This is a genomic window from Ulvibacterium sp., assembly GCF_028285715.1.
GTDB lineage: Bacteria > Bacteroidota > Bacteroidia > Flavobacteriales > Flavobacteriaceae > Ulvibacterium.
This window is the reverse complement of record NZ_JANQOO010000035.1, coordinates 172,888-197,589: the sequence shown is the minus strand read 5'-3', so window position 1 is coordinate 197,589 and position 24,702 is coordinate 172,888. Positions and strand designations below refer to the sequence as shown.

Sequence of the window (24,702 nt, the reverse complement as noted above, 5' to 3'; positions counted from 1 at the left end):
ACTCTTTGCGCTTACAGTTCTTCTTTAGAATCACCTTCTGCATTCATATATTTTTGAATCTGGCGCTCTTCCCAGTCTTCTATGAATTTTGGTTTTAAATTCTTCAGGGAGAAGGGAACTGTCCTAAAAGCCAAAAATCCGTGGATAATAAGTCCCAATCCCCACAATACTGGGGTTAAAATAATATTCAACGTAAACCAATCCAAGAAGCCTTGATCTTTGATTCCTTGTGAAATAAGGTAACTAAGGGCGTATCCCTTAAAAATGAACAGTAGTATATTGGCTACGATATAAATACTAAGGTGTTTATAAAAACCCTTTATTTTATCTACTCTCTTTTTTGCCTTGGTAAATCTTTCCGAAGGGTATATTGTCATCGTTTTAACTTTAAGATTCATCTATACTTTTCAGCTTCCTTTTTATCTTCCTCCATATACTTTTGTATTTGTCTTTCCTCCCATTCCTTGCCGAAAAACGGATTATATGAAAATACTTTCATAGCATGGAAAGCCAGTCCAATGCCCCAGAAAAACCAAACTGCGAAAGTGCCAAAATTCCAAAAAGCCTCCAAAAAAGTCTCTCCGTCACCCATGTCACCAATAACCTTTACGGTACTAATAAAAAGATTTACTGCTACATAGGAGGCCAAATGCCAATAAAATCCCTTTAAGTCTTCTATCTTCTTTTTAGCCCTTATTTGTCTATCTAAATATTTTGTGTCCATTCTAATTTGTTAACAGGTTTATATTTGTTTTCCTCAATTAATTTGAGGTTACTCCCAACGTTGTTTATTCTCATCTTCCTTCATAAATTCCTTTATTTTCCGTTCTTCCCAATCTCTTCCAAAAAAGGGATTTAAACCAAAAGTTTTGGCCGCCTGAAAGATAAGTCCTATGCCCCAGCCGAACGCAGCCCATAAAAACCACATATAGCGCCACTGGTCCAAGTAGTAGTTTATGGCGGCCAAAAGGCTGATTACTATGACATAGGAGACTAAACTGGTGTAGAACTTCTTAATTTCCTCTACCTTTTCCTTAGCTTTAAGGTACTTATTCTCTTTGTCCATATTTTCCATACTGGTTTGATTTTTTAGTTGAAACAAATTTCCGGTAATCGCTTTACTTTTCCAGATTTTGTTTTCCGAATTGTATTTTTTTCAGGACGAATTGGGTTTTGCGCTTATCTGGACATCTAAAGATTGAAGATATCACTGGCTTAAATTAAACGGGCATATGGCACGGAACCTAAATTAAAAATTCTCATCCTCCATAAATTTGCGCATCTTTTTCTCCTCCCAGCGTTTCCCCCAAATGGGATTATATCCATACGCCTCCATCCCATGACCAATAACTCCCAATCCCCAAAAGACAAAGGGAAAAACTACCCAAGGAAAATCCGAGGTCCGATAATTGAGATACGCTAAAAAGGGAAGTACTATGCAATACGATATAAGATTGCCATAGAAACCTTTGATAGCATCCACTTTTTCCTTTGCCTTTTTGTATCTCTTGTCCTCAATATAGCCTTTTTGGGTATTCATAACGGAGACCTGTCTGGTCAACATGGGTAGGCTTACGCTAAAGTCAGAAGCCGATTTCTGAATAGCCACTTCCCTATCCGTAAGTATACCGTATCTCTGTTGAATATTGCGCAATCCCACACCGCTGCTCTTTTTCACCACCTGTTTCTCTTGCAAGTTATTGCTAACAACCAGTTTATTATCTTTTTCATGCACCTTTATGTGCAATGGCCTCGAAGCTGTAACTACATTGTGCTTTACGGCATTTTCCAACAATAATTGCAACGATAGGGGTACGATTTTTGCCTCGGGATCATGTGCACTATCCGGAATATCAAAAACAATGCTATCCTCAAAGCGCATTTTTAAGAGCCGTACATAGGTCTTGGCAAATTGCAGCTCTTCATCAATGGAAACCAAATCCTTGTTTTTTTGTTCCAACACATAGCGATAGACCTTGGAAAGGGAAGTAGTGAATTTCTGGGCTTGGTCGGGGTCTTCCTCAATTAAACTGGTCAGTACATTTAAGCTATTGAACAAAAAATGGGGGTCCAATTGGTTCTTTAGTGCATCAAATTTGGCCGATGCCGTCCCTGCAATTACCTTTTGTTCCTTGACTTTCTTTTCCTGTAATGCCTTGTAGAAATAAATGGCATGAAAAAAAACCGAGATTACTATGGTTATCAACAGGGATATTGCATAATAAATGGCCTTTTCCTCTGCAATAAAATCAATCCAATCCTTACCTTCAAAAACAGTAAAAATAAGTACTCTCATTCCGAAAATACCCATCATGGTGAGTACTACACCGCCTGTGGCCCCAATGGCCAATCTATATTTTGCGTACTTTTTCCAAACCACGCGGTAATTTAGATAATCAAAAAAAGCACCGTTTATTAAAGTAAGTACAATCGCAAAGAGCAGGTTGTACCCAACTTCCTTAAAAAGTGTTCGGTCAAAAAAAAGCGGTGTTCCGGCAAGTAGGTCAATTCCTATTTGGATACCTGCCAGAACAATTCCGATTAACAATCCTACCCCTATTAATTTGCTCCAATACTTCATTTGAACCTATCCATGTGGCCAAAAATTCTATTTGCCGCAGTTTTCAAGGACAATTCTTGCCCTATCCTCGCCCCAGTTGGGATGAAAGTCACTCTCTGGTTTAAAGTTAGCAAAAAGTTCCAACGAACGTTCCACATCCGCGCAATAGGGGGCAGTATCCTGCCCAAAATACTTGGCCGAGCCCATATCCCATTCCGCTTTGGAAAATACCACTCTCGGGTTCTTAGGATCTAATTGCAGTGCTTTTTCGTATAGGGCCGCGACTTTTCCGGACAACGTCATACCATAAGTAGCCCCGTCAAAAGCAATCCAGGCAGTGTGTACCATAGCCTCCTGCACCAGTATTTCCGGATTATCGGGAGAAATAGTCTTGGCCAAATCAACATACTCCTGGGCCTTTCCTAATAGTTGGCCTACTTTTTCCTTATCCTTTTCTCCAAAGGCGGCTACCGTATTTACCTGCGCCGTGTAATAATGGGGTAACCAATTGTCGATTTCCACGGAGGCAATGCGTTCAAACATATTGGAGGCTTCCATGGTCTTCTGTTCACCCCAGAGTTGAAATGCCTTTTGCATTCCCCTGCTGTACTGATCTTGTGCCAAAGAGTTTAAGGATGCCATTAGTGTTACGATTACAATTACATTTTTCATGATCTACAATTTTAAAGTTTGATGCTTCAAATTTGGGCTGAACAAGCAATTCTATAAAAAGAGAAGAACCGAATTGTCGGAATAACGGGATGGATTGTAAAAGACACTTATATTCCCTTATTGGGAACTTGGCAGCGAACAAAAATCGTTTGACAAAAAAATAATCCAATCATCCAATACCAGGGAAGTTGAAATGGTGGTAATCAACATAGCGAAAAATAAGAACGCGTGTGGATGTTCTTAATTGGTATAATCTATGTAAATGGCTTTTTCAAGAGCTTCCCAATGTGCATCGGTCATTCTGCCAGGGGTAAAAAGACATATGCCCTTTGCTCCGTTTTCCATTGATTCCCTAATTGCATCGCCCAATTCCTCGGGAAGTAGTCCATCTATTCCTCTTTTTTTCTGTCCCGAAAACATTTCAAGAAGCTCGGAATCCGTGGCTTCCCCAGGTCCTCCCATCCAGGCATATACGGGTATTTTTGATTCCTGGGCCAAACAGGAAAAGGGAATAAGTAGCAGAAACAGGATATAAAAATGCTTCATTCAGCTTTGTTCGTTTTGGCAAGCACCCAAGTTACATAATTTTCCAACCGGGACGAAAACAGTCCATTGTTTAGATTAAAACGTAAAAGAAATCGATTTGAAAAAATGTCCGTACATTTAAAACGCAACAAAACCAATGTTATGAGAAAATGTGTATGGATCATATTAGGTATGCTCCTATTGTATTCCACCCAAAGTACGGCACAGGACCATGTGCTCAACTTTTTAAATTCCTTGGACAAAGAACAATTGGCCAAAGCACAATTGGCCTTTGATGACCCCTTACGCGAAAGCTGGCACTTTTTTCCTGCATCCATGTGGCAACGGGAAGGTGTTTCGCTTAAGGAATTGAACGATTCCCAAAAAACATTACTTCATGCCATGTTGAAGCAGCACCTTAGTGAATCCGGTTATACCAAGGCCATGAAAATAATAGCCTTGGAAGATGTTCTTTTAGAAATGGATGGAAACAGTACCATGCGGGATTCCGAGAAATACTATGCTACTATTTATGGAAATCCTAAAAAGGACAGTCTATGGGGCTGGTCTTTTGAAGGACATCATATATCATTGAACTTTGCCATAACCAAGGCTAAGGTTTCCTTTACACCCCGTTTCTTTGGGGCTTCCCCGGCTATTATCAAACAGGGGAAAAGAAAGGGAGAGCGTACACTGGAAAGGGAACAGGACATAGCCTTGGAACTTATTAATGCATTGGATACTTCGCAGAGGGAAAAAGCTATTTTTAGCGAAACAGCACCGAACGAAATCATCACCTTTGTAGAAACTTCCGTGGAACCTTTGGATCCCGCAGGGATTGCTACAAAAGATCTGGCAAAGGATCAAAAGAAACTGCTCTTGAGTCTTATCTATGAATACCTTTCGGCAATGCCCGAGGAATTGGCCAAGGAACGCATGGCCAAGCTAAAAAATGAACAATTGGACGATATCCATTTTGGATGGGCAGGGGCTACCGTTTTAGGACAACCACACTATTATCGTATTCAAGGAAAGACGTTTTTAATCGAATTTGATAATACCCAAAGTAATGCCAATCACATACACACTGTATGGCGAGACTTTGATGGCGACTTTGGAAGAAATTTGATCAAGGAGCACTATGAGAATTCCAATCACCACTAGTCGATTTTGAACACCTCTTTTTGAAAAAATCAAATGAGTTGGAAACGTCCAGCTCAAATATCCCGGTAAAAAGTCAAACCGTTCTTAAACGGATCGTAAAAAGCAAATTCCTTGGTGCCCCAGGCCGTCTCCCTTAAAAGGGTATGGGCATTAAAAACGTCCTTTTCGGAATATTCCGCATAAAGTTGCTCTATATTTTCTGTAACGATGCGCAACATGGGTCGGTCTACGGCCAACTCCCACTCGGCAGCATCATGCCATTGCAAATGTATTTCAACCGCATCCTTTAAAATTCCCGCGTATTTAGGGTTCTTGGAATCGTCGGCGAACGCAATTTTAAAACCCAATCGATTGACATAGAAGTCCAAAGCTTCCACTACATCCTTCACAGGAAGTACAGGATGGATTTGATGTAAATATCCCTTTAATTTCACGAAATAAATTTAAGGTATTATGACTAACTTACCATTCAATTTTTGGAAACATACTTTGAAAAGACTTTTTATCCTTTTTGTGCTTCTCGGTGGATCTTCGGCCCTTGCCCAGTCCCTTAATCCCAAGTTGGTCTGGATACGTGCCGAAGGGGGGGAACGTAACGAATATGTTTATTTCCGGAGGGAATTTACGCTAAATGAAACGCCAAAAAAATCCGATTTGCATCTGTATGCCGACTCGCGATACGCGCTTTATGTCAATGGAAATTACATTGGTTTTGGCCCCATACGCTCATTTCACACCAATCCCGAATACGATACCTACAACCTATTACCTTATCTTAAACCGGGTAAAAATGTTATTGGCGTAAAGGCACTGTCCAATGGGATGCTCACTTACCAGTTATTTGATTATAAAGGTGGATTTACGGCTTGGGGAAACATCGAGTTGAAGGACGGTGAGATAGATCTTTCCGTGGATACAGATTGGTTATGCAAAAAATCCATAGGCTATGACCAAACCGCACCTCGATTTTCCTTTGCCACTGGGGCTATAGAAAATTGGGATAGTCGCCAAGAATGGGATTGGAATCTACCCCAGACCACAATCAAGGGATGGACCGCCCCCGTTCCGTTAAAGGACCAAGAAATATGGGGAGACTTTACACCAAGACCTATCCCAAAATTGACGAATGCCCCAATAGTTCCTTTGCGACTTATGGCGGCCTACCCCCTTGCCGATGACGAAGATATCCATTCCTTTAGAATATCAACCCCCGACAGTGATATGAAAGAGTACAATACGTCAAATCCCGCCATTGCCTATACCTATATCCACTCCCCTATTGCCCAAAACGTTTCCGTAGGACTTTGGTGGGGAGATCACTATCTAAACGGCCAACTAATAAGGAAAGACAGCATTCAGGACAAAGAAAGCTATCGCAGACAGTATACCCTGAATCTAAAAAAGGGGTGGAACGCCTATGTGGTCCGTTATGGTATTATTTGGGGGTCATGGGATTATTATATGGCCGTACCGAAAAGTGCGGGATTGTCACTTTCTTCCTCCCAAGAGAAGGGTTCGAAGGACCTATTCAACACGTATGGCCCCTTTTATGATGAAAAGGTAAAGCGGGAAATTGAGCAGATCGATGCTACGCTTACCGTTCCGAGGTTACTTCAAAATACGGTTGTGGAAAAATGGCAAACACAACAAAGGGAGAATGATGCCAATCAGCCGGCCCGGGATTTGGCATGGAAAGCCTTGGATACGACGCAGCGTTTTACTCCCAAAACGACTATTGAGGGAAATAGCGTTATTCCGGTATCCAAAAACGGAACCGCACTTTTTTATGAGATGTCGGAAACCCAATTGGGCAGGATTTTCGTTGAGGGGGATTTCCCCACCGGAACACAAATAGATATTGGTTTTAGCGAGGAATTGGACCAAAATGGTTTTCCATGGCTTTACAAACGTTTTCAAGTCGGTGCAGGCCTACGTTTTATTACCTCAGAGGGCCAAAAAAGATATGAAAGCTTTAAGCCCTACGGGTTAAAATATATGCATATCAACATTAGTGGACACGACCGTCCCGTTACGCTTACCAAAGCAGGCGTGGTGCGGCAGGTATATCCTTTCGAAAAAATAGGCCATTTTGAATGTAGCGACCCCATATTCAATAACATATGGGATGCCGGATGGCGCACATTGCAACTTTGCGCCGAAGATACCTATACAGATACCCCCTTTCGGGAACGTGGCCTGTACGCTGGTGACATGTTGCCGCAAACGGCTATTACCATGGCCGCCAGTGGTGATTTGAGTTTGGTGGCCTATTCCCTAAAAGTGTTTCAGGATATGTATCGGGATGAAATGATGACGGGAAAGGAAAATCGCCATAATGATTTTCCGCTATTGACCCAGGTGACCCTAGATTACTATTGCACCTATACAAACGATTGGCGCCTGGCTCAAAAGTATTACGCAAACTATACCTCCCTCTTGCGCAACCATATCCGAAAAAAGGACAAAAACGGATTGATTCCTGCATCACGCGTGTTTTTGGAGTGGACGGATATCAATAGGGAGAATGCGGCAATGACCGCATATCAGGCACTTTTGGCACATGCCATGCAAATTACGGCAAAGTGGGCAGAACGATTTGGGTTTACTGAGGATAAGGACTACTTTGAAAAAGAGGCTGATCAGTTAAAAAAAGACATAAACAGGGTACTCTGGGATTCTGGGAAGAGGGTGTATAGAGATGGGCTTAAATCTGATGTGCTCCTTACTGAAAGTCATCTCACTTCCAATATTTGGCCCCTACTTTATGGTATTGCGGATAGTGCACAAGCGCAATCCATACTGGCACTATTGAAACAGGAACTTATGGATATCGGGGACATCAGCAGAAAACGTAAAATAACCCCTTATTCCTCGTTCTATCTGTTCGCCTTACTTTATCGGAACGGGATGGCCGATTTGGCCGAATACTTTATGAAAAAACACTGGGGGCCCATGGCCTTGCATTCAGCAAAACCAACCGTATGGGAAAATTTTGATATTTCAGGAAACCAAGGCACATCCAGCCATGCGTGGAGTGGTCACCCAACTTACTTCCTTTCTACGGAAGTACTTGGCGTAAATCTAGGTTTTCAGGCCCCTTTTGATCCGAATCACATAGAAATTATGCCGCAATCGGCTACGTTGGAATGGGCCGAGGGCACCGTGGCGCACCCGATGGGACCAGTATACGTAAAATGGAAAGTAGAAGGTGATCTTCTTCGGCTCGGCTATAAGGCCCCCAAGGGGGCATTGGTAAAGGTAGTCCCCAGGGGAAGGTTGGGAAAACTAAAATTGATAACTACTAAATTGGATTAAAATTCATGAAAGCAAAAAAAGGGTTTCTCACGGTTTTTTCGTTGTGTTTGTTTTATGCATCCCTTGGTCAGGACCTTAGGCTAATGACCTATAATATTAAGTATGATAACACTACCGACACGATAAATAATTGGAACTATCGTAAGGAAGCTCTCGTTCAATTGCTAAAACATTATGAGGCCTCTTTTATCGGTGCCCAAGAAGTATTGCACCGACAGTTGACCTATATTGATAGTGCCCTAACGGGTTTTACCTATATAGGGGTAGGACGCGATGACGGTAGACAGAAGGGGGAATATTCTCCTATCCTTTATGATTCGATCCGCTACAAGGTATTGAAGAGCAATACATTTTGGCTTTCGGAAAGCCCTGATAAAATTTCCGTAGGTTGGGACGCGGCCTTGGAACGTATCTGTACCTATGGACTATTTGAGGAAAAAGAAACGAGTAAAAGGCTCTATATCTTCAATACGCATTTTGACCATGTGGGGAAAGTGGCTAGGGAAAAATCGGCCCAACTCCTGGTTCAAAAAATAGAGGAGGTAAACGAGGAAAAGCTTCCGGTGGTTGTTATGGGCGATTTAAACCTTACTCCCGATACGGCGCCGATACAGTATCTTCGAAGTAATTTTTTGGATGGACAAGAGGCGACCCAAAAACCCTTTTATGGCCCTTCCGGAACCTCCAACGGATTTGATCAAAACAGGGTCGTGGATAAACGTATCGACTATATTTTTGTAAGGGACCTTAAAGTTAAGACGTATGTCCACATCGACGATCGCATGGAAAACAACAAACACATTTCAGATCACCTGCCTGTATTAATCTCCTTACATTACCCATAATGTATATCCCCGAACACAACAAAAATGAAAATTGGGAAGAAATCAAGGATTTTATCCGTAAAAACAGTTTTGCTATTTTGGTAAATCGCCATGATGGTAAACCATGGGCTACCCATATTCCTTTGGAGCTTGAGGAAAATGAAAGTGGAAGGGATATCCTTGTAGGCCATATCGCTAAGGCCAATCCCCAATGGAAAGCTTTTTCCGAGGATGAAGAGGTGCTCTGTATCTTCAATGGACCACACGCCTATGTTTCCTCCTCATGGTACCAGAAAGAGGAAGTGCCTACTTGGAACTACATTGCCGTACATGTTTACGGAAAACCAAAAATACTGAACGAAGCAATGGTCATGGCTTCTTTGCACAGACTCGTGGACAAACATGAACAGGGGTCAAAAAATCCGATTTCATTACAAAACATGTCACCCAAAACATTGAGGCAGGTTAAGGGTGTTGTAGGTTTTCAAATTGAGATTTCGGACATACAGGCAAAGTACAAGCTATCCCAAACTCGCGAAAATGATCATGAACGGATTGTTAAGGAGCTTGGGGAAAGACAAGATGCGGGAAGTAAGGCCATTTCCGAGCATATGAAAAAACGATAAGCCAATTATTCTTTTTTAAGCCTAAATTATTGACTACTTTGTAGTAATCAATACCAGCTGAAATGAAAACTCGAAGAACTTTTTTAAAGCAGGCGGCCTTGGGCACCACGGCTATTTCCCTTCCCATGGTATCCGTGTTTGGGAATCTATCACCGTCTAAATTTCTTGAAATGAAAGCACCTAAAATCTCCTTGGCACAATGGTCCTTGCACAGGGCCTTGGAAAAAGGAAACCTCTTGGCCATAGACTTTGCCAGTATCTCAAAGGACACCTACGGCATCCATGCGGTGGAATATGTAAATCAATTTTACATGGATCATGCTACAGATGAAGGTTTTTGGAACACTATGAAAGAAAGGGCCGATGATTCCGGGGTTAAAAGCCTGCTTATTATGGTGGACAACGAAGGAGATCTTGGAAATCCAAAGGACAAGGAGCGGAAGAAGGCAGTAGAAAATCATTATAAATGGATCAATGCCGCCAAAATCTTGGGCTGCCATTCCATTCGTGTAAATGCTTTTGGCCAAGGAACAAAAGCGGAATTAAAACAACCCTTAATATCCGGTTTGGGAACATTGGCGGAATACGGAGCCCAGGAAAAAATGAATGTTCTTATCGAAAACCATGGGCTTCATACCTCGGATGGGAAATACATCACAGACATCATCAAGGCCGTTGCCAATCCCTACCTAGGGACACTACCGGATTTTGGTAATTGGTGTCTTAACAAGGAATGGGGAAGTACCCAGAATAATGCATGTGATCAGGTCTACGATCGGCACCAAGGACTTGCGGATTTTTTACCCTACGCCAAAGGTGTCAGTGCCAAATCCTATGATTTTGATACAAAGGGCAACGAGACCGTCATGGACTATGTGAGATTGCTCCAGATGGTAAAGGATTCTGATTTTGATGGTTACATCGGCATCGAATTCGAGGGCGAGAATATGAACGAACCTGAAGGAATAAGGGCCACCAAGGCCTTAATCGAAAGAGTATGGGCAAATTTGAACTAAAGGAATTTCTCGCTGATTTGGAAACATGGCCTATTAACCAAACCATACTTAACTACACGCTGAACCCCATTAGGCAATGATTGCACTGCGTTTCGGTATTCGTAAAATAAGGGAATCGTGCAGAACCCCCATAAAAAATTTGCAACTTTATGTCCCATTCCAAGAAATTGGATCGTCCTTAAACATATAACTACAAAATTATAGAAATTATGAATGAATTTATGATGATCTTCAGAACTGAAAATTCCGACAACTCCGCCCGTACACCAGAGGAAATGCAGGAAGTGATGCAAATTTGGCAAGACTGGATCGGGGGAATTGCGGCCCAAGGAAAATTTGTGGCCACCAATGCCTTGGGGACGCAAGGAAAGACCGTAACCGCGGACGGTGTTATAACAGATGGGCCTTATGCTGAACTCAAGGAAATAGTGGGCGGATATATCATCGTAAAGGCCAATAGTCTGGAAGAGGCCTTTAAATTGTCTGAAGGATGTCCTATTCTTTCCATTCCTACCGGGAGAGTAGAAGTCCGTGATGTAATGGTTTTTGATATGTAATTTTAAGGCGTCATTGCACAAAAAGCGGTCAAAGATTAGGTCGAAAAGAATAACATCCCCGAAAGTGATAATTACTTGCTGGTCTTTGCGCGAGGGATAGTGTGCAATGACGTTCTATATTAAGTCCATGCCAACCAGAGAACTCATACCCCATTTATTTCGTACCGAATTTAGCAAAATCGTTTCGGTGCTGTGCAAGACCTTTGGTCTTTCAAACATTCAACTTGCCGAGGATTTGGTTAGCGAAACCTTTCTGAAGGCCTCTGAAACATGGGGTATGAAAGGAGTACCCGATAATCCGACCGCGTGGTTATATACAGTAGCCAAGAACAAGGCACGCGACACCTTTAAACGGGAAAAAATATTTCGGGAGAAAATAAAGCCCGAGCTATCACATGGATCTCCTGTTTCCGAGGCCATTGAAATAGACCTATCCGACTCCAACATTCAGGATAGCCAACTTAAAATGATGTTTGCCATATGCAATCCGGTTATTTCTTCCGAAGCCCAAATTGCGCTGGCCCTTCGAATATTATGTGGATTCGGGGTAACGGAAATTGCGGGGGCCTTTTTAAGCAATCCGGAAACCATTAATAAAAGATTATATAGGGCCAAGGAAAAGATTCGCCAACATCAGGTAGATTTGGTAATGCCCGGTTCAAGCCACTTAAAAAACCGATTGCAAAATGTACTTCTGGTGCTATATCTCCTTTTTAATGAAGGCTATTATTCCGTAAGTTCGGAGAAACGTCTGCGCAAGGAACTTTGTTTGGAGGCAATGCGGCTAAATTATATGTTGTTGAATTCCAAGTTGACCAACTTGCCGCAGACCAATGCATTAATGGCCTTGTTCTGTTTTCATGCCTCGAGGTTTGAGGCCCGAATGGATGAGAAGGGAGCACAAATTGTCTATGCGGACCAGGATGAATCCATATGGGACAAGAATCTTGTTAAAAAGGGGGTTTTGTTCCTAAGCCGCTCCAGAAATGGGGACGAAATCACCAAATACCATTTAGAAGCCATTATTGCCTATTGGCATACCCGAAGCCAAATGGATCCCAAGGAAAAATGGGAAAACATTTTACGGATTTATAACCGTTTGTTACAAATTGAGTATTCCCCCATGGCGGCCCTAAACCGGACGTATGCCTTAGCCCGCGCCAGAAGTAAGGAAGAGGCTATCAAAGAGGCCCTAAAAATAGATTTGAAACAGAACCATCTATATCATCTATTGCTTGCCGAACTCTATTCAGGTACCGATAGCGATAAACAAAGGGAACATTTGCAAAAAGCTACGGCCTTGAAAACCACGAAAAGCGAACGGGAATGGATTCTAAAAAAGCTGGAAGATATCCCAGAGGAGTATAGCTAAGAAAATGATGTGATCTAAAATAGAAAATACAATGGCGTATGATGAATTTTTGGCCGATCGTGCCAGGCAGATCTTAAAACAGAAATCGGTTCATTTTGAGGAGAAGAAAATGATGGGAGGCTTGTGTTTTATGGTCGATGGGAAAATGTGTTTTGGTCTGGATACGGATAAAAAAACAACCGAGCCCCGATTGATGTGTCGCATTGGGGATTTAAATTATGAAATGGCATTGCAAAGACCCCATTGTCGCCAAATGGACTTTACGGGCCGTGTTATGAAGGGTTATGTGTATGTTTCCGCAGAAGGTGTGGATACGGATAAGGAATTGGAATATTGGGTCCAACTCTGTTTAGAATTCAATCCCTTGGCCAAAAGCAGTAAAAAAAAGGCTAAAAAGAAATAGGCATCAACTCGTCCCTTGTAATAGCAGCTTCACTGTTCATCATTTCAACAATGTTCCTGTTGTCACGTATGGCCATTTTTGTTTTTCGCCCACTATGCCATTGCAAAAAATAGGCTGCCCTTCCCTTTAAGGTATTGACCAAATCCATCATATCCCAATTTCCATTACCTTGATCTACAGGACCGGATTCGCTCATGACAATGGTTTTGCCCAAAGATTTTAAAGCGTTGTAATCCGGAAAGTCGGGGGCAACCCCATAATAATCCATCCCCACCAAATCCACGTAATCCGAACCTGGGTAGTAGGCCGTAACATCCGCATTCCGGTTGTTATGGGGAATTACGGAATACGTCCATATAAGATTATCCAAACCATACTCATAGGTCAAAGTTTGATAAAGATCAATCCACAAGGCCTTGAAGTCTTCCTCGTTAGTCTGTTGATTGTTGTGCGCATTGATACCCCACCAAAAAAAGTCCCCATTCATAGCATGGAAAGGTCGCCAGATAACAGTCACTCCGGCATCCCGAAGCTTCTGTAAAGCTCCGGCCATCTTATCCAATTCGCCTCTATAGCTAAACCAGATTTCCGTTTTCGGCGCATCTCTTAAAAGTGACCTTGCCTTGATGTTATCCTTGTTTTCCACAGTGTCCCAATACGTGTCATAACCCTCGTTAAAAGGATTGTCCGCATGCCAACTTACGGTAACCAACCCACCCTGCTGCCAATGGTCTATCAAGGTTTTTACCGGGTAGGTGTCGCTGGGAAAAAAGCCAAGATCAGCCCCAATAATACCTACATGCCTCCCGGTAAAATCGGCCAAAACATCTATATAGGTGTTGTAGTAGGATCTGATTTCGTCCGGCCCATTACCGCAATGTTGTCCCACAATAATTTGTTTGTTGGCAATCAACGCATCAAAATAAGCCAATATATCCGCTTTGCTACGTGCAACGGACAAATCGGGCATTCGATGATTTTTATTTGACGATTTATATGGAATCGTGGTTTCTTCCATCTCTTTCTGCTCAATACGGGTATTTTGCAGTGCAACCAGAAATAGCATTGTCAGAAGGGGCAGAATCCAGAATGTACGAAGTATGTCGATGGTCATGTACATCAATTACCAAAAATTGTTCCAGATTTATTCTAAGGTTTTCGGAAAGATGTAACTGAGGCCCTTATTTTTATATCTTATTAAAAATGAGTATCTTATAGTTCTACAATCCTACCTTTTCAAAGGTAGACAACAACTTTTAGCCATGGGAAGAATTAAAACTTTAAACAAATGGGCGAATGCCCATACCTATTATCCACTTGATCTTTTACGTGTAGCCCTGGGAGTTTTCCTTTTTATGAAAGGCGTTGATTTTATGTCCAATCTTCAGCAAATGGAAGAAGTCATCAAGCCCTTTGAAAATATGCCCGGAGGTATGTTAATCTTACATTATGTGGCCCCTGCCCATTTTGTTGGTGGATTTCTTATTGTCGTGGGCCTACTTACCCGGTGGGCGGTCATTGCCCAATTACCTATTTTGATCGGAGCCATATTGGTCAACTTCTTAGGGGAAATGAATGGGACAAACTTGATTATGGCATCGGTCGTCTTTTTGATTTGCCTGTTTTTTGTTTTTTACGGTTCTGGTAAACATTCAGCGGATTATTATTTAAAAATGCAGAAGTAAATGAACTTTACTATCAGTGAGGGTTATAAATTGTCCAGCTGATTGCTTTTTCCATCCGTACTAATGGTCCAAAAGAAACCGACAAAAAAGAAAGTATCCGCAGGTGGACGAATGGTACGTCTATCAAAAATACCATCCATATTCGGTGTATCCGCGTATTGGTATCCATTGACATTATTGAAGCCCAATACATTGTTTACGGAAAAGTAAAGGATTTTTTGCTGTGAGATCAAATAAGCCCAGTTGAAACTAAGATTGTTGAACGCCTTGGTTTTTTCGGCCATGAAGTCTGGCGTGTTGGGATTATCATAAGGACGCCCAGAGGCATGGGTATAGGAAAATCCCACTTGCGAACGCCATTTATCTACCCAATATTTGGTCACCACGGAGAAATTGTGCTTGGCTGCAAAATTCGGGGTTACCCGCTCAGGAAAGTTTTGAAAGTCCCTTTCGGTATCCAAATAGGAGTAAGAAATCCAATAGTCTAAATTCCTTATACTTTTGTTATCCCTCCAAAACATATCCAGGCCTGTAGCATATCCCTCTCCTAGGTTGTTGAAATTGGAATTGAATTGGGCTTGCCGCGTATCAAACTTAACCAAGTTGTCATAATCCTTATAAAAGGCCTCGGCCCTAAACGTCTTTCCATCACCCAAATATTGATAGTTCAAGATATAGTGAGAGGTCTTTTCGGTCAAAAGTTCCTGATCAAATCGTAAGTAATCCGTTATTGGATTTTGATAAAAATCCCCATAGGCCAATGAGAATTGCCCCTTTTCACTGCTCTTGTAGGCCAATGAAATCCTTGGGGCGAGGTTGAAGTCGTTCAATACATCGGAATATTCTGCCCGCGCCCCTAGTTTAAGCGCAAAAGAGTTGGTGAAGAAAACATCGGCCTCCGAGAATAGGGCGGCAAGATTATCCCTATAACCATTGGTAAAAGCTAAGTTGTCCTGCCCAATGAATGTGTCTTCATAGTCGGTCAAAAAATACTCCGTCCCAAAATTCAATTGAAATTTTGGGCTAAAGCTCTTCTTCAGTTTTAGCTTTATGTGAGAGGCTGTTTCCTTGGTATCGATAGCATCTTCAATTATACCGATTGCATTGGTATCCCATGAAATACTGGCTCCTGAGGATAAGGTCCAAGCATTGTCAAAAAAATGTTTGTACGTGGCATTAAAATACAGATTGTTGTTGCGGAGGCGAAAGCGAACAAAATCCTCAAAATTGATATCTTCCTGATCTATATCCAAGTTGGCATGGTTAAATCCGGTATAGAGCTTAAAAATACTGTTTTCGCCTTTACTTCTAAAAACGGCCTCCCCGGACAAGGAGGTATAGGGATTGTTCCACCGAACACCTTGATTGTCAGGAATAAGGGCTTGATAAGGCGATAGATTAATATAGGAGGTATTGATACTCAAGGATTCATTGCCCCAAATTTCGGTGTGGCCCAATCCCCCCCCTACCGACATCACCGCAATATCCGTCTTTTCTTGATCAGGTAAATCGGTGGTATTCAGGAGCAGCACACTGGAAAGTGCCTGACCATATTCCGCAGAATAACCTCCTGTGCTAAATGTTATTCCCTTGAACAAAAACGGTGAAAATCGGCCGCGGGTGGGTACATTATTGGCTGTAGCATTAAACGGTTGAAACACCCGAAGTCCATCTATGAAAACCTGCGTTTCGTTGGCAGAACCTCCCCTTACAAACAAACGGCCGTCCTCATTTACAGTGGATGTTCCCGGCAAGGTTTGCAAGGCTCCTACAAAATCCCCGGCAGCACCAGCGGTCGTAACGATATCCAGGGGTTTTAATACGGATACCTTGGAATTGTCCCCTGCCTCAAAGGTACCAGCGGTAAGGGTAACCCCGGTCAATTGGTTAATGGCCTCCTGCAATGTAATTTTCAAATTCTGAAAGTAGGAGACATCGGCCACTTGTATAAAGGTTTCATAGGCAATCATGGAAATAATAAGGGTCTGGGTCCCGGTCTCGGCCGTCTCAAAACTAAATCCTCCATTTTCATGGGTCGAGGCACCATCATAGGTACCTTCCAAATACACATTGGCCCCGTTTATGGGGTTTCCCTTATTATCCATTACAGTGCCGGAAATTATGGTTTGAGCGGGAAGTAGGGTAGAGAAAATAAATACGGTGCTTAAAATGAGTTGTTTCATCGTTTAGGTTTTGAGGAAACAAAGGTGTACCAGCCTGTGGCGATACACTAATTCAATAAACCGAACTGTTCATTTTGAATTCCGAACTGTAACCCTCATAGGTAGTCCCTTTTGTGTTTATGGTGATAAACATTACATTTATAGAAGGAAAAAAAACAACCGTCCCCCATCTGTACGATGAAAAGGTCTATATGCTTACTTCTTTGGGGATTTTTAATTTGCCACATCTCCAGTGCGCAAAACAGCAGGATAGATAGCCTCAAAAAAGTGGCAGAGGCTGCTGAAACCGATTCTATTAAAATACTGGCCTTACAATATATTTCATGGGAATATTTGGATACCCGATCAAACACGGAATTAGCCAAGAAATTTATAGATAGTGTCTATACATTGAGCAACTCCACCGGATTTAAAAGAGGGATTGCCATGGCCAATTATCAATACGCCGTCCTAGAGCGTCAAAAAGATAACTATGGGAAAGCCCTAGAGTTTATCGAAAAATATCTGGAATATGCAAATATTATTAAGGACAGTATGAAACTGGCCAATGGTCTTTATCAAAAGGCCTACATTCTAAATGAAAAAGGGGAGTTTGAAAAATGTACAGAGATTTATTATGATATTCTTGCCATTTATGAGCAAAGGAACGATCCCTATAGTATAGCCACTGTTCTGAGCTCTTTAGGAGAGCAATATAAAAATGGTAATAAATACGATGAGGCCCTTGAGCATTATTCGAGGGCCCTCGATATTTTTAAGGGATTAAATGACGAGGAAAATATGGCCAATAACTATTTTAATATTGGGGATCTTTTCTATAGGACCGACGAATATGGAAAAGCACTTGAATATTTCAATAAAGCCCTTTCTTTGGATGAAAAAGTGGAAAGTATTTGGGGCATGGCCTATGATTACGAGGCTATTGGCGGGGTCTACATGGTTCAGGAAAAATTTGCCAAGGCCCTTCAAATGCATTTAAAGGCTCTTGAAATTCGACAAGGACTTCCACAAAAAAGGGAATTGGCCGAAAGTCATGTCCATGTCGCCTCGGACTATTTGATGCTCAAGGACTATCCCAAGGCAAAAACAAATTTGGAAAAGGCAATCCTATTGGCAGAGGAAATTGGTTCAAAGACCTCCCTCAAGGAAGCTTATGAAAAAATGTCCATGCTTTATGCCGAAACCGGTGACTACAAAAATGCTTTTTTGTACAAGGACAAGTTCATGATTATTAAGGATAGCCTTTTCAATGATACCAAGTCCAGGCAGTTACAGGAGCTACAGGTCAAATATGATTCGGAAAAGAAACAGGATGCCATAGCGACACTACAAAAAGATGCCAAAATAAAGGACCTATTGTTACAGCGACAACAGGCCATACGCAATGTGGTTATTGGTTTGGCGATAATGTTTTTACTTTTCGGCTACCTCTTGTTCCACCGCTATCGAAGAAAGCAAAAGGAAAAAAGGGAAAGCGAAGAAAAACAACGTCAAATTGATGAGGAACGAAAAAAGACCCAAATTGAAAAGCAACGTGTCAACGAGCTTAAGAAAATAGACAAATTAAAGGACGAGTTCCTAGCCAATACCTCTCATGAGCTACGAACGCCATTGAACGGTATTATCGGTCTTTCCGAATCCCTGAAAGATGGAGCTGCTGGCAAACTTACCCCCAAGGCCATCGAAAATCTCGATATGATATCCAACAGTGGAAAACGCCTGTCCCATCTTGTAAACGACATCCTCGACTTTTCAAAATTGAAGAATCAGGATTTGATACTGGCTAGCAAACCAGTGGATTTACATGCCATCTGTGACGTGGTCCTGAAGCTCTCAAAGCCTCTTGCCCAAGGAAAGAATTTAGAGCTCATCAATACTGTTCCTAAAGACATTCCGCTTGTGGAAGCCGACGAAAACCGTCTTCAGCAAATTTTGCATAACCTTGTTGGCAATGCCATCAAGTTCACCCTTAAGGGACAGGTGGAAGTAAAAGCCGAGGTAATGAAAGACAATCTCAACATACTCAACATATTGGTGTCGGATACGGGAATTGGTATCGCCAAAGAAAAATTTGGCAGTATATTCAATTCCTTCGAACAGGCGGACGGTTCTACGCAACGCGAATATGGGGGTACAGGCCTAGGACTTTCCGTTTCCAGGCAATTGGTAGAACTTCATGGGGGAACCATTAGTGTAAGCTCGGAAATTGGAAAGGGATCTACCTTCTCCTTCACACTTCCATTAAGCAAAAAAAAGCGCAGCGATGTTTTGTTGAACAATTCTTCGGCACAAGAGATTATTCCGCAATTGAAAGCCGAACCGGACCAAAATAGTCCCACTCCCCTCTTAAAGGAACCCCTACTTAAAGGCACGGCACGGGTACTCATCGTTGATGACGAACCGGTTAATAGACGTGTTTTGGAAAACCACTTAACGATTAGCGGATATGAAGTCATTGAGGCGACCAATGGCCAAGAGGCCTTGAACTTACTGGAAAAGGGAGAACGATTTGACATTGTTTTGTTGGATGTTATGATGCCCGGATTAACCGGTTATGAAGTCTGTGAAGTTATTCGAAAGAACTTTTTAGCCAGTGAATTGCCAATTATTTTATTGACCGCAAAAAATAGAATAAACGATCTTGTAGCTGGTTTTGACGCCGGAGCGAACGATTATTTGACCAAACCCTTTTCTAAGAAGGAACTTCTGAGCCGCATTAGAACACACCTCAATTTGAATGGCATACATAAGGCGGCAAGCAAATTTGTGCCAACGGAATTTATTAGGTCGGTCGGACGTGAAGCTATTACCGATGTCCTTCTAGGGGACCATGTACAGAAAAATGTCACCGTTTTGTTTACTGATATCCGGGAGTATACCAAGTTGGCGGAAAGTATGACGCCTAGACAAAACTTCAAGTTTGTGAACTCCTATGTCGGAAAAATGGGACCACAAATACAAAATAACAATGGCTTTGTAAATCAGTATCTCGGAGATGGTATTATGGCACTTTTCCCGCATGGGGCAGAGGATGCCCTACAGGCCGGTATCGATATGCAAAAGGTTATACAGGATTACAATGTTAGGCGCAAGGAAGATGGTTACGTGCCCTTATCAGTTGGAATGGGGCTTCATACAGGCCCTTTGGTCATGGGAATTATTGGTGATTTGAATCGCAACGATACGGCCATAATCGCCGATACAGTAAATACGGCCTCCCGTATGGAAGGGGTGACCAAACATTATGGTGCCCAAATCATCATAAGTGAGGATAGTTATAAAACCATAGAAAACAAAGACCGCTATCATTTTAGATATTTGGGAAAAGTACAGGTAAAGGGCAAAGATAACATTACGGGTATTTACGAATGCTTCGATGGTGATACGCCCAAAGTGGCAAAATTGAAAACTGAAACACTCAAGGATTTCAAAAAAGGACTGGATTATTTTTTCAACAATCAATTCCCAAAAGCTTCCGCCACTTTTGACAAGGTATTAAGTAAAAATCCAGAAGATAGCGTGGCCAAATATTTTATTACAAAGTCTGCGGAGTACATGATATCCGGCGTACCCAAGAACTGGGAAATCGTAAATACCATGAGTGAAAAGTAATTCAACCCTAGGGATACGCCCTTTCCATATCGTACTTTTTATATAATGGCGAATGACCTAAGTAAGAATAATACTCGTAACGCTGGTCTATTTGTCTTTGCAATTCATTCATGATCTGATCAAATACTCCATCATTTTTTTCAAAAAGTCTCGCAAAACGTTTTTCCATCCCTAAATAGTCCTTTATGGGAATGCTCGGTTTATCAGAATCCAACTGTATTGGATTTAGGCATTCTTCCACTCTTCTGGGATCGTTCCTATACAATAGCCATTGCCCGGATGCTACGGCCGCCTTATGATATTGGCTGGGATTTTTCATGTCAATTCCGTGGGCCGGACTATGACAGTACGCAATGATTATGGATGGGCCATCATAACTTTCGGCCTCCATAAAGGCTCTAAGCGTCTGTTCTTGATCTGCCCCGATCGCGATGGAGGCCACATAGACATCTTTGTAGGTCATCGCCAAAAGACCTAGGTCCTTTTTTACTTTTTTCTTGCCAAAATGAGCAAATTTTGAGGATGCACCGTAGGGTGTGGCTTTTGACATTTGACCGCCCGTATTGGAGTACACCTCATTGTCCAGTACCAGAATATTTACATTCTTGCCTGATGCCACTACATGATCTAATCCGCCATAACCGATGTCGTAGGCCCAACCATCGCCCCCTACGATCCATACACTGTGCTTCACTAGACTATCTGCCAAGGTTAATAGACGCTTGGAATCCACAGTGGACAGAGAGGACAAGCATGCTTTCAATTTTTCAATTCTCCCGCGTTGACTTTCTATTTCTGTTTCAGTACGTTGCTTGGATTCCAAAATTTCCATGACCAGTACCGGATCTAACAGATGTACCAGTTTTCTCAGTGAATCCTTTGCCTCAAATTCTTGTCGGTCCAAAGACAATCGATATCCCAAGCCGAATTCAGCATTGTCCTCAAATAGGGAATTGGACCAAGCAGGACCCCTGCCCCATCGGTCCGTTGACCAAGGGGTGGAAGGTAGGGCTCCTCCAAAAATGGAGCTTGCCCCAGTAGCATTAGCCACTAACATTCTATTACCAAATAGCTGCGACAATAACTTTAAGTAAGGAGCTTCCCCACATCCATCTACCCCCATTGAATACTTAAACAAGGGTTCCTGTAACTGTTGTTGACTTACCTTTGTAGTATCCAATCTTGTTCTGTCAAACTCCGGTATACGCTCAAAATGTTTCCAATTGGCCTTTTCCGTATCAAAGTGCAACGCCTTACTTTTTAGTAAAAGGGCTTTTTCAGGACATACATCCAGACAATTATTGCAGCTAGTGCATTGTTCAGGATTTACTTGAAGTGTATAGTTCAACAAATCCACTTGCCAATTCTCCTCGATGGCCTTGACCGACTTAAATCCATTGGGAGCCTTCTCTATAGGGTCATCTTCATACACCTTAATTCGTAACGCTCCTTGGGGGCAGGCCATGCTACAAGCACCGCACTGGGTACACAAGTGGGTATCCCATTCAGGAAGGTAATTTCCTGTATTGCGCACATTCATTTTGGAGGTGTCGGTGGCAAAGGTACCATCCACGGGAAGTGCACTCACAGGAAGTTCATCTCCGCTGCCGGCCATCAATTTTCCCAATAAGGATTGGGTAAACTCAATATCTCTTGTAACGGATTCCGAGTCAAGACCGTTCGTTAAGGAAGTATCTACTTCCGTGATATACGCCTTGAAAAATTCGATTTCCCCATCCACAATCAAATCATTTGCCAAAGCTAAGGCACAGGCATGTAGGTAGGAGGCCATCTTAAAATGTAAAACATCCTTTTTTGAAATTGCATTGCCATTCACAGTAAACAATCGCACTTTTTTAAGCTGGATTGTCTTTTGTTGCCCAGAAGATAAACTTTTCCATAAGCTGTTCGTTGATAATGGTGTGTTGATCAACAAGATACCTGTGGTCTTGATACGCTGCAAAACGTTATCATTTTCAATAAACTCTACGGAATCACAAGTGATGATGTCTGCATCGGCTATCAAATAGGGGGCTTTGATCGGCTCGGCTCCTACACGCAGATTTGCCACATAACGGGATTCCGATTTTTTATAATCAATTTCCGCGTAGCCCTGTACGTAATAGTTCTCGCCAAGGTTCTGCAATATAGTATCAAAGCTATCGACCATAGCCTTGCATTTCGTTCCATAGAACAAAAGCTGGAATGGCCTACTTTCAGATGGAATCGCTTTGGGATAGGGTAAACTTAAATTGGTAACATCATCCGTAATACCAATGGTAAAATTGTGTTGTATGGCACCGGATTTGAGATTTTCAAAAATCGACTGGACCATACCCGGATGTAATTCCTTGGAAGATAACCCGTAGCGACCACCCACTATTTTGGGAAAGGGGGCGTAGGTATTCGCCACAGACGTCAATGCGGCTACGATATCCAGGTATAAAGGCTCACCAAGGCTGCCCGGTTCCTTTGCACGATCCAATACGGCGATAGACTTGCAACTGGCAGGAAGTGCGCTTAACAGATGTTTTGTACTGAAAGGCCGGAACAGGCGGACTTTTATCAGTCCTGTCTTCTCACCTTTGTTGTTCAACGAAATTACGGTCTCTTCAATGGTTTCTGTGGCCGAACCCATAGCGACTACAATATGCTCTGCCTGTGGGTGACCCGTATAATCGAATAAGCGATACGATCTACCGGTCAATTCCGCAAACTTGTCCATTTGATTTTGGACAATTTCCGGGCATTCCCCGTAAAAGGAATTTACGGCTTCACGACTTTGAAAAAACACATCGGGGCCTTGTGAGGTCCCCCGCAATACGGGACGATTCGGATTGAGTCGCCTATTTTGATGTTCAGCTATCAAATGCCGGTCCATCATGGCGTTTATAACATTATCCGGGACCCACTGGATTTTAGAGGTTTCGTGTGAGGTTCGAAATCCATCGAAAAAATGTACAAATGGAATACGTGATTCCAGGGTAGCCGCTTGGGCAATCAAGGCAAAATCATGGGCCTCCTGAACCGAAGCCCCGCCCAAAAAGGCATAGCCACTATTTCTAACCGCCATAATATCACTGTGGTCGCAGAAGACCGAAAGGGCATGGGTAGCAAGGGAGCGGGTAGCCACGTGAATTACATTTGGCGTCAGTTCTCCAGCTATTTTGAACATATTCGGCATCATAAGAAGTAACCCTTGGGAAGCCGTGAAGGTAGTGGTTAACGAGCCGGTCTGTAGAGCGCCATGCATCGTTCCCGCCACTCCGGCTTCGCTCTGCATCTCGAAGACCGACGGAATACCTCCATAAATGTTTTTAAGTCCCCGGGCACTCCATTCCTCAACGTATTCGGACATTTCGGAAGATGGTGTAATTGGATATACGGCACATACCTGGTTCGTCTTGTAGGCAATGTGTGCTACGGCACGGTTTCCGGTGGTAATGCTGTATTGCGTATCGATTTCCATTTTTGTTGGTGGCTGTTGATTAAGACGTTTTTAAAAAAAAATGGACCACCTATGGCTATAAGTGGTCCATTTAAAAAGCTTACTTCTCAAATTCTATGGAAACTGGTGTAGGATTGCTTAACATATCAAAAACAGGTGAGAATTGGGCCAAGTTGCGTAATTGTTCTTCACTGGCATCCGATTTAACCTTGAATTTTACCGTTATCCCATCAAATCCTTTTCGAACCTCGGGATCTAGTCCCAAGAAACCGTGCAAGTCCGCACCACCCTTTAAACTGGCCTCAGCACCTTCTATTTCTATTCCGTTGGCCGCGGCGTGGTATACCATAGCTCCGGTTAGGCAAGAGCCCAATGCGTGCAATACAATTTCAGCTGGGGTCGCTGCCTTGTCCTCTCCTAAAAGGACATTGGGATGGTCCGCCTCCATAGTAAAGGTCTCCTTACGGCTAGTATCCTCTTGACATACGCCGTAAAAACTTTTGGCGCTGGATACACAATGACCCCCGGTTATCCAATTGGTTTTTGTGCGAAACTCAAACTTTGCCAATTCTGGTGTTCCTTGTACCGCCTCAATAGTTTCTACCAACTGATCCACGTTTACTCCATTTTTGATGTTTGCTGCTGTAATCATTTTATTTTGTTTTAAAATTATTCGGCACCATTGCCACCCACTACATAACCACAGCTGTGCCAAACAATATAAATATTTGATTTACAGA

General features: G+C 42.4%; 21 protein-coding genes. 10 read left to right on the top strand and 11 right to left on the bottom strand.

The genetic code is table 11. The annotated features are described in order from the left end of the window. Positions 1-11 precede the first annotated feature (11 nt). The 6 genes from Q0993_RS18750 to Q0993_RS18725 form a co-directional block, all read right to left on the bottom strand. Positions 12-377 (bottom strand): 2TM domain-containing protein, encoded by a 366-nt coding sequence (locus Q0993_RS18750; protein WP_299536049.1) that lies wholly within the window; start codon positions 375-377, stop codon positions 12-14. 17 nt (positions 378-394) lie between these two features. After that, complete coding sequence (locus tag Q0993_RS18745) at positions 395-724, bottom strand: 2TM domain-containing protein (protein ID WP_299536047.1); 330 nt, start codon at positions 722-724, stop codon at positions 395-397. 48 nt (positions 725-772) lie between these two features. Further along, on the bottom strand, positions 773-1,075 hold the full coding sequence (locus Q0993_RS18740) for a 2TM domain-containing protein (protein WP_299536045.1): 303 nt from the start codon (positions 1,073-1,075) through the stop codon (positions 773-775). Between the two features lie 174 nt (positions 1,076-1,249). Continuing rightward, on the bottom strand, positions 1,250-2,581 hold the full coding sequence (locus Q0993_RS18735; protein WP_299536043.1) for a 2TM domain-containing protein: 1,332 nt from the start codon (positions 2,579-2,581) through the stop codon (positions 1,250-1,252). A 27-nt stretch (positions 2,582-2,608) separates the two neighbouring features. Beyond that, positions 2,609-3,232 carry a hypothetical protein gene (locus Q0993_RS18730; RefSeq protein ID WP_299536041.1) on the bottom strand — a complete coding sequence of 208 codons (624 nt, stop codon included), beginning with the start codon at positions 3,230-3,232 and terminating at the stop codon, positions 2,609-2,611. Between the two features lie 240 nt (positions 3,233-3,472). Next, on the bottom strand, positions 3,473-3,778 hold the full coding sequence (locus Q0993_RS18725) for a hypothetical protein (RefSeq protein ID WP_299536039.1): 306 nt from the start codon (positions 3,776-3,778) through the stop codon (positions 3,473-3,475). A gap of 141 nt (positions 3,779-3,919) precedes the next feature. Here Q0993_RS18725 and Q0993_RS18720 point away from each other — a divergent pair, with 141 nt between their 5' ends. After that, a complete protein-coding gene (locus Q0993_RS18720) occupies positions 3,920-4,921 on the top strand; it encodes a DUF3500 domain-containing protein (RefSeq protein ID WP_299536037.1) in 1,002 nt (333 codons plus the stop codon). A 53-nt stretch (positions 4,922-4,974) separates the two neighbouring features. On the opposite strand, the gene Q0993_RS18715 is transcribed toward Q0993_RS18720, so the two are convergent. Beyond that, entirely contained in the window at positions 4,975-5,355 is a 381-nt protein-coding gene (locus Q0993_RS18715) for a glyoxalase superfamily protein (RefSeq protein WP_299536034.1), read from the bottom strand. 19 nt (positions 5,356-5,374) lie between these two features. Here Q0993_RS18715 and Q0993_RS18710 point away from each other — a divergent pair, with 19 nt between their 5' ends. From Q0993_RS18710 to Q0993_RS18680, 7 genes are all read left to right on the top strand, one after another. Beyond that, positions 5,375-8,236, top strand: a complete 2,862-nt coding sequence (locus tag Q0993_RS18710) for a trehalase family glycosidase (RefSeq protein ID WP_299536031.1) — start codon at positions 5,375-5,377, stop codon at positions 8,234-8,236. 5 nt (positions 8,237-8,241) lie between these two features. Next, positions 8,242-9,081, top strand: coding sequence for an endonuclease/exonuclease/phosphatase family protein (locus tag Q0993_RS18705; protein WP_299536029.1), 840 nt, complete (start codon positions 8,242-8,244; stop codon positions 9,079-9,081). Next, on the top strand, positions 9,081-9,686 hold the full coding sequence (locus Q0993_RS18700; protein ID WP_299536028.1) for an FMN-binding negative transcriptional regulator: 606 nt from the start codon (positions 9,081-9,083) through the stop codon (positions 9,684-9,686). The genes Q0993_RS18705 and Q0993_RS18700 overlap by 1 nt, the downstream gene beginning before the upstream one ends. 62 nt (positions 9,687-9,748) lie before the next feature. Continuing rightward, positions 9,749-10,702, top strand: a complete 954-nt coding sequence (locus Q0993_RS18695) for a TIM barrel protein (protein WP_299536026.1) — start codon at positions 9,749-9,751, stop codon at positions 10,700-10,702. Between the two features lie 209 nt (positions 10,703-10,911). Next, entirely contained in the window at positions 10,912-11,259 is a 348-nt protein-coding gene (locus tag Q0993_RS18690) for a YciI family protein (protein WP_299536024.1), read from the top strand. 127 nt (positions 11,260-11,386) lie between these two features. Beyond that, a complete protein-coding gene (locus Q0993_RS18685; protein ID WP_299536021.1) occupies positions 11,387-12,631 on the top strand; it encodes a sigma-70 family RNA polymerase sigma factor in 1,245 nt (414 codons plus the stop codon). A 31-nt stretch (positions 12,632-12,662) separates the two neighbouring features. Beyond that, on the top strand, positions 12,663-13,034 hold the full coding sequence (locus tag Q0993_RS18680) for a TfoX/Sxy family protein (protein ID WP_299536019.1): 372 nt from the start codon (positions 12,663-12,665) through the stop codon (positions 13,032-13,034). On the opposite strand, the gene Q0993_RS18675 is transcribed toward Q0993_RS18680, so the two are convergent. Beyond that, positions 13,021-14,148, bottom strand: a complete 1,128-nt coding sequence (locus Q0993_RS18675; RefSeq protein ID WP_299536017.1) for a glycosyl hydrolase — start codon at positions 14,146-14,148, stop codon at positions 13,021-13,023. The two genes, Q0993_RS18680 and Q0993_RS18675, sit on opposite strands and share 14 nt — an antisense overlap. A 148-nt stretch (positions 14,149-14,296) precedes the next feature. On the opposite strand from Q0993_RS18675, the gene Q0993_RS18670 reads away from it, so the two are divergent. Further along, the gene (locus Q0993_RS18670) at positions 14,297-14,719 is read left to right on the top strand and encodes a DoxX family protein (protein WP_299536015.1); all 423 of its coding nucleotides are present in this window, start codon (positions 14,297-14,299) and stop codon (positions 14,717-14,719) included. Positions 14,720-14,742: 23 nt separating this feature from the next. Here the strand turns inward: Q0993_RS18670 and Q0993_RS18665 are convergent, their stop codons facing one another. Then, positions 14,743-16,902: a TonB-dependent receptor gene (locus Q0993_RS18665; RefSeq protein WP_299536012.1), complete on the bottom strand. Its 2,160-nt coding sequence runs from the start codon at positions 16,900-16,902 to the stop codon at positions 14,743-14,745. A gap of 267 nt (positions 16,903-17,169) precedes the next feature. On the opposite strand from Q0993_RS18665, the gene Q0993_RS18660 reads away from it, so the two are divergent. After that, positions 17,170-20,514, top strand: coding sequence for a tetratricopeptide repeat protein (locus Q0993_RS18660; RefSeq protein WP_299536010.1), 3,345 nt, complete (start codon positions 17,170-17,172; stop codon positions 20,512-20,514). 7 nt (positions 20,515-20,521) lie between these two features. Here Q0993_RS18660 and Q0993_RS18655 read toward each other — a convergent pair whose 3' ends face one another. Then, a complete protein-coding gene (locus Q0993_RS18655; RefSeq protein ID WP_299536008.1) occupies positions 20,522-23,983 on the bottom strand; it encodes a 4Fe-4S binding protein in 3,462 nt (1,153 codons plus the stop codon). Positions 23,984-24,062: 79 nt separating this feature from the next. Then, positions 24,063-24,614 (bottom strand): OsmC family protein, encoded by a 552-nt coding sequence (locus tag Q0993_RS18650; RefSeq protein WP_299536006.1) that lies wholly within the window; start codon positions 24,612-24,614, stop codon positions 24,063-24,065. Between the last annotated feature and the right edge of the window lie 88 nt (positions 24,615-24,702).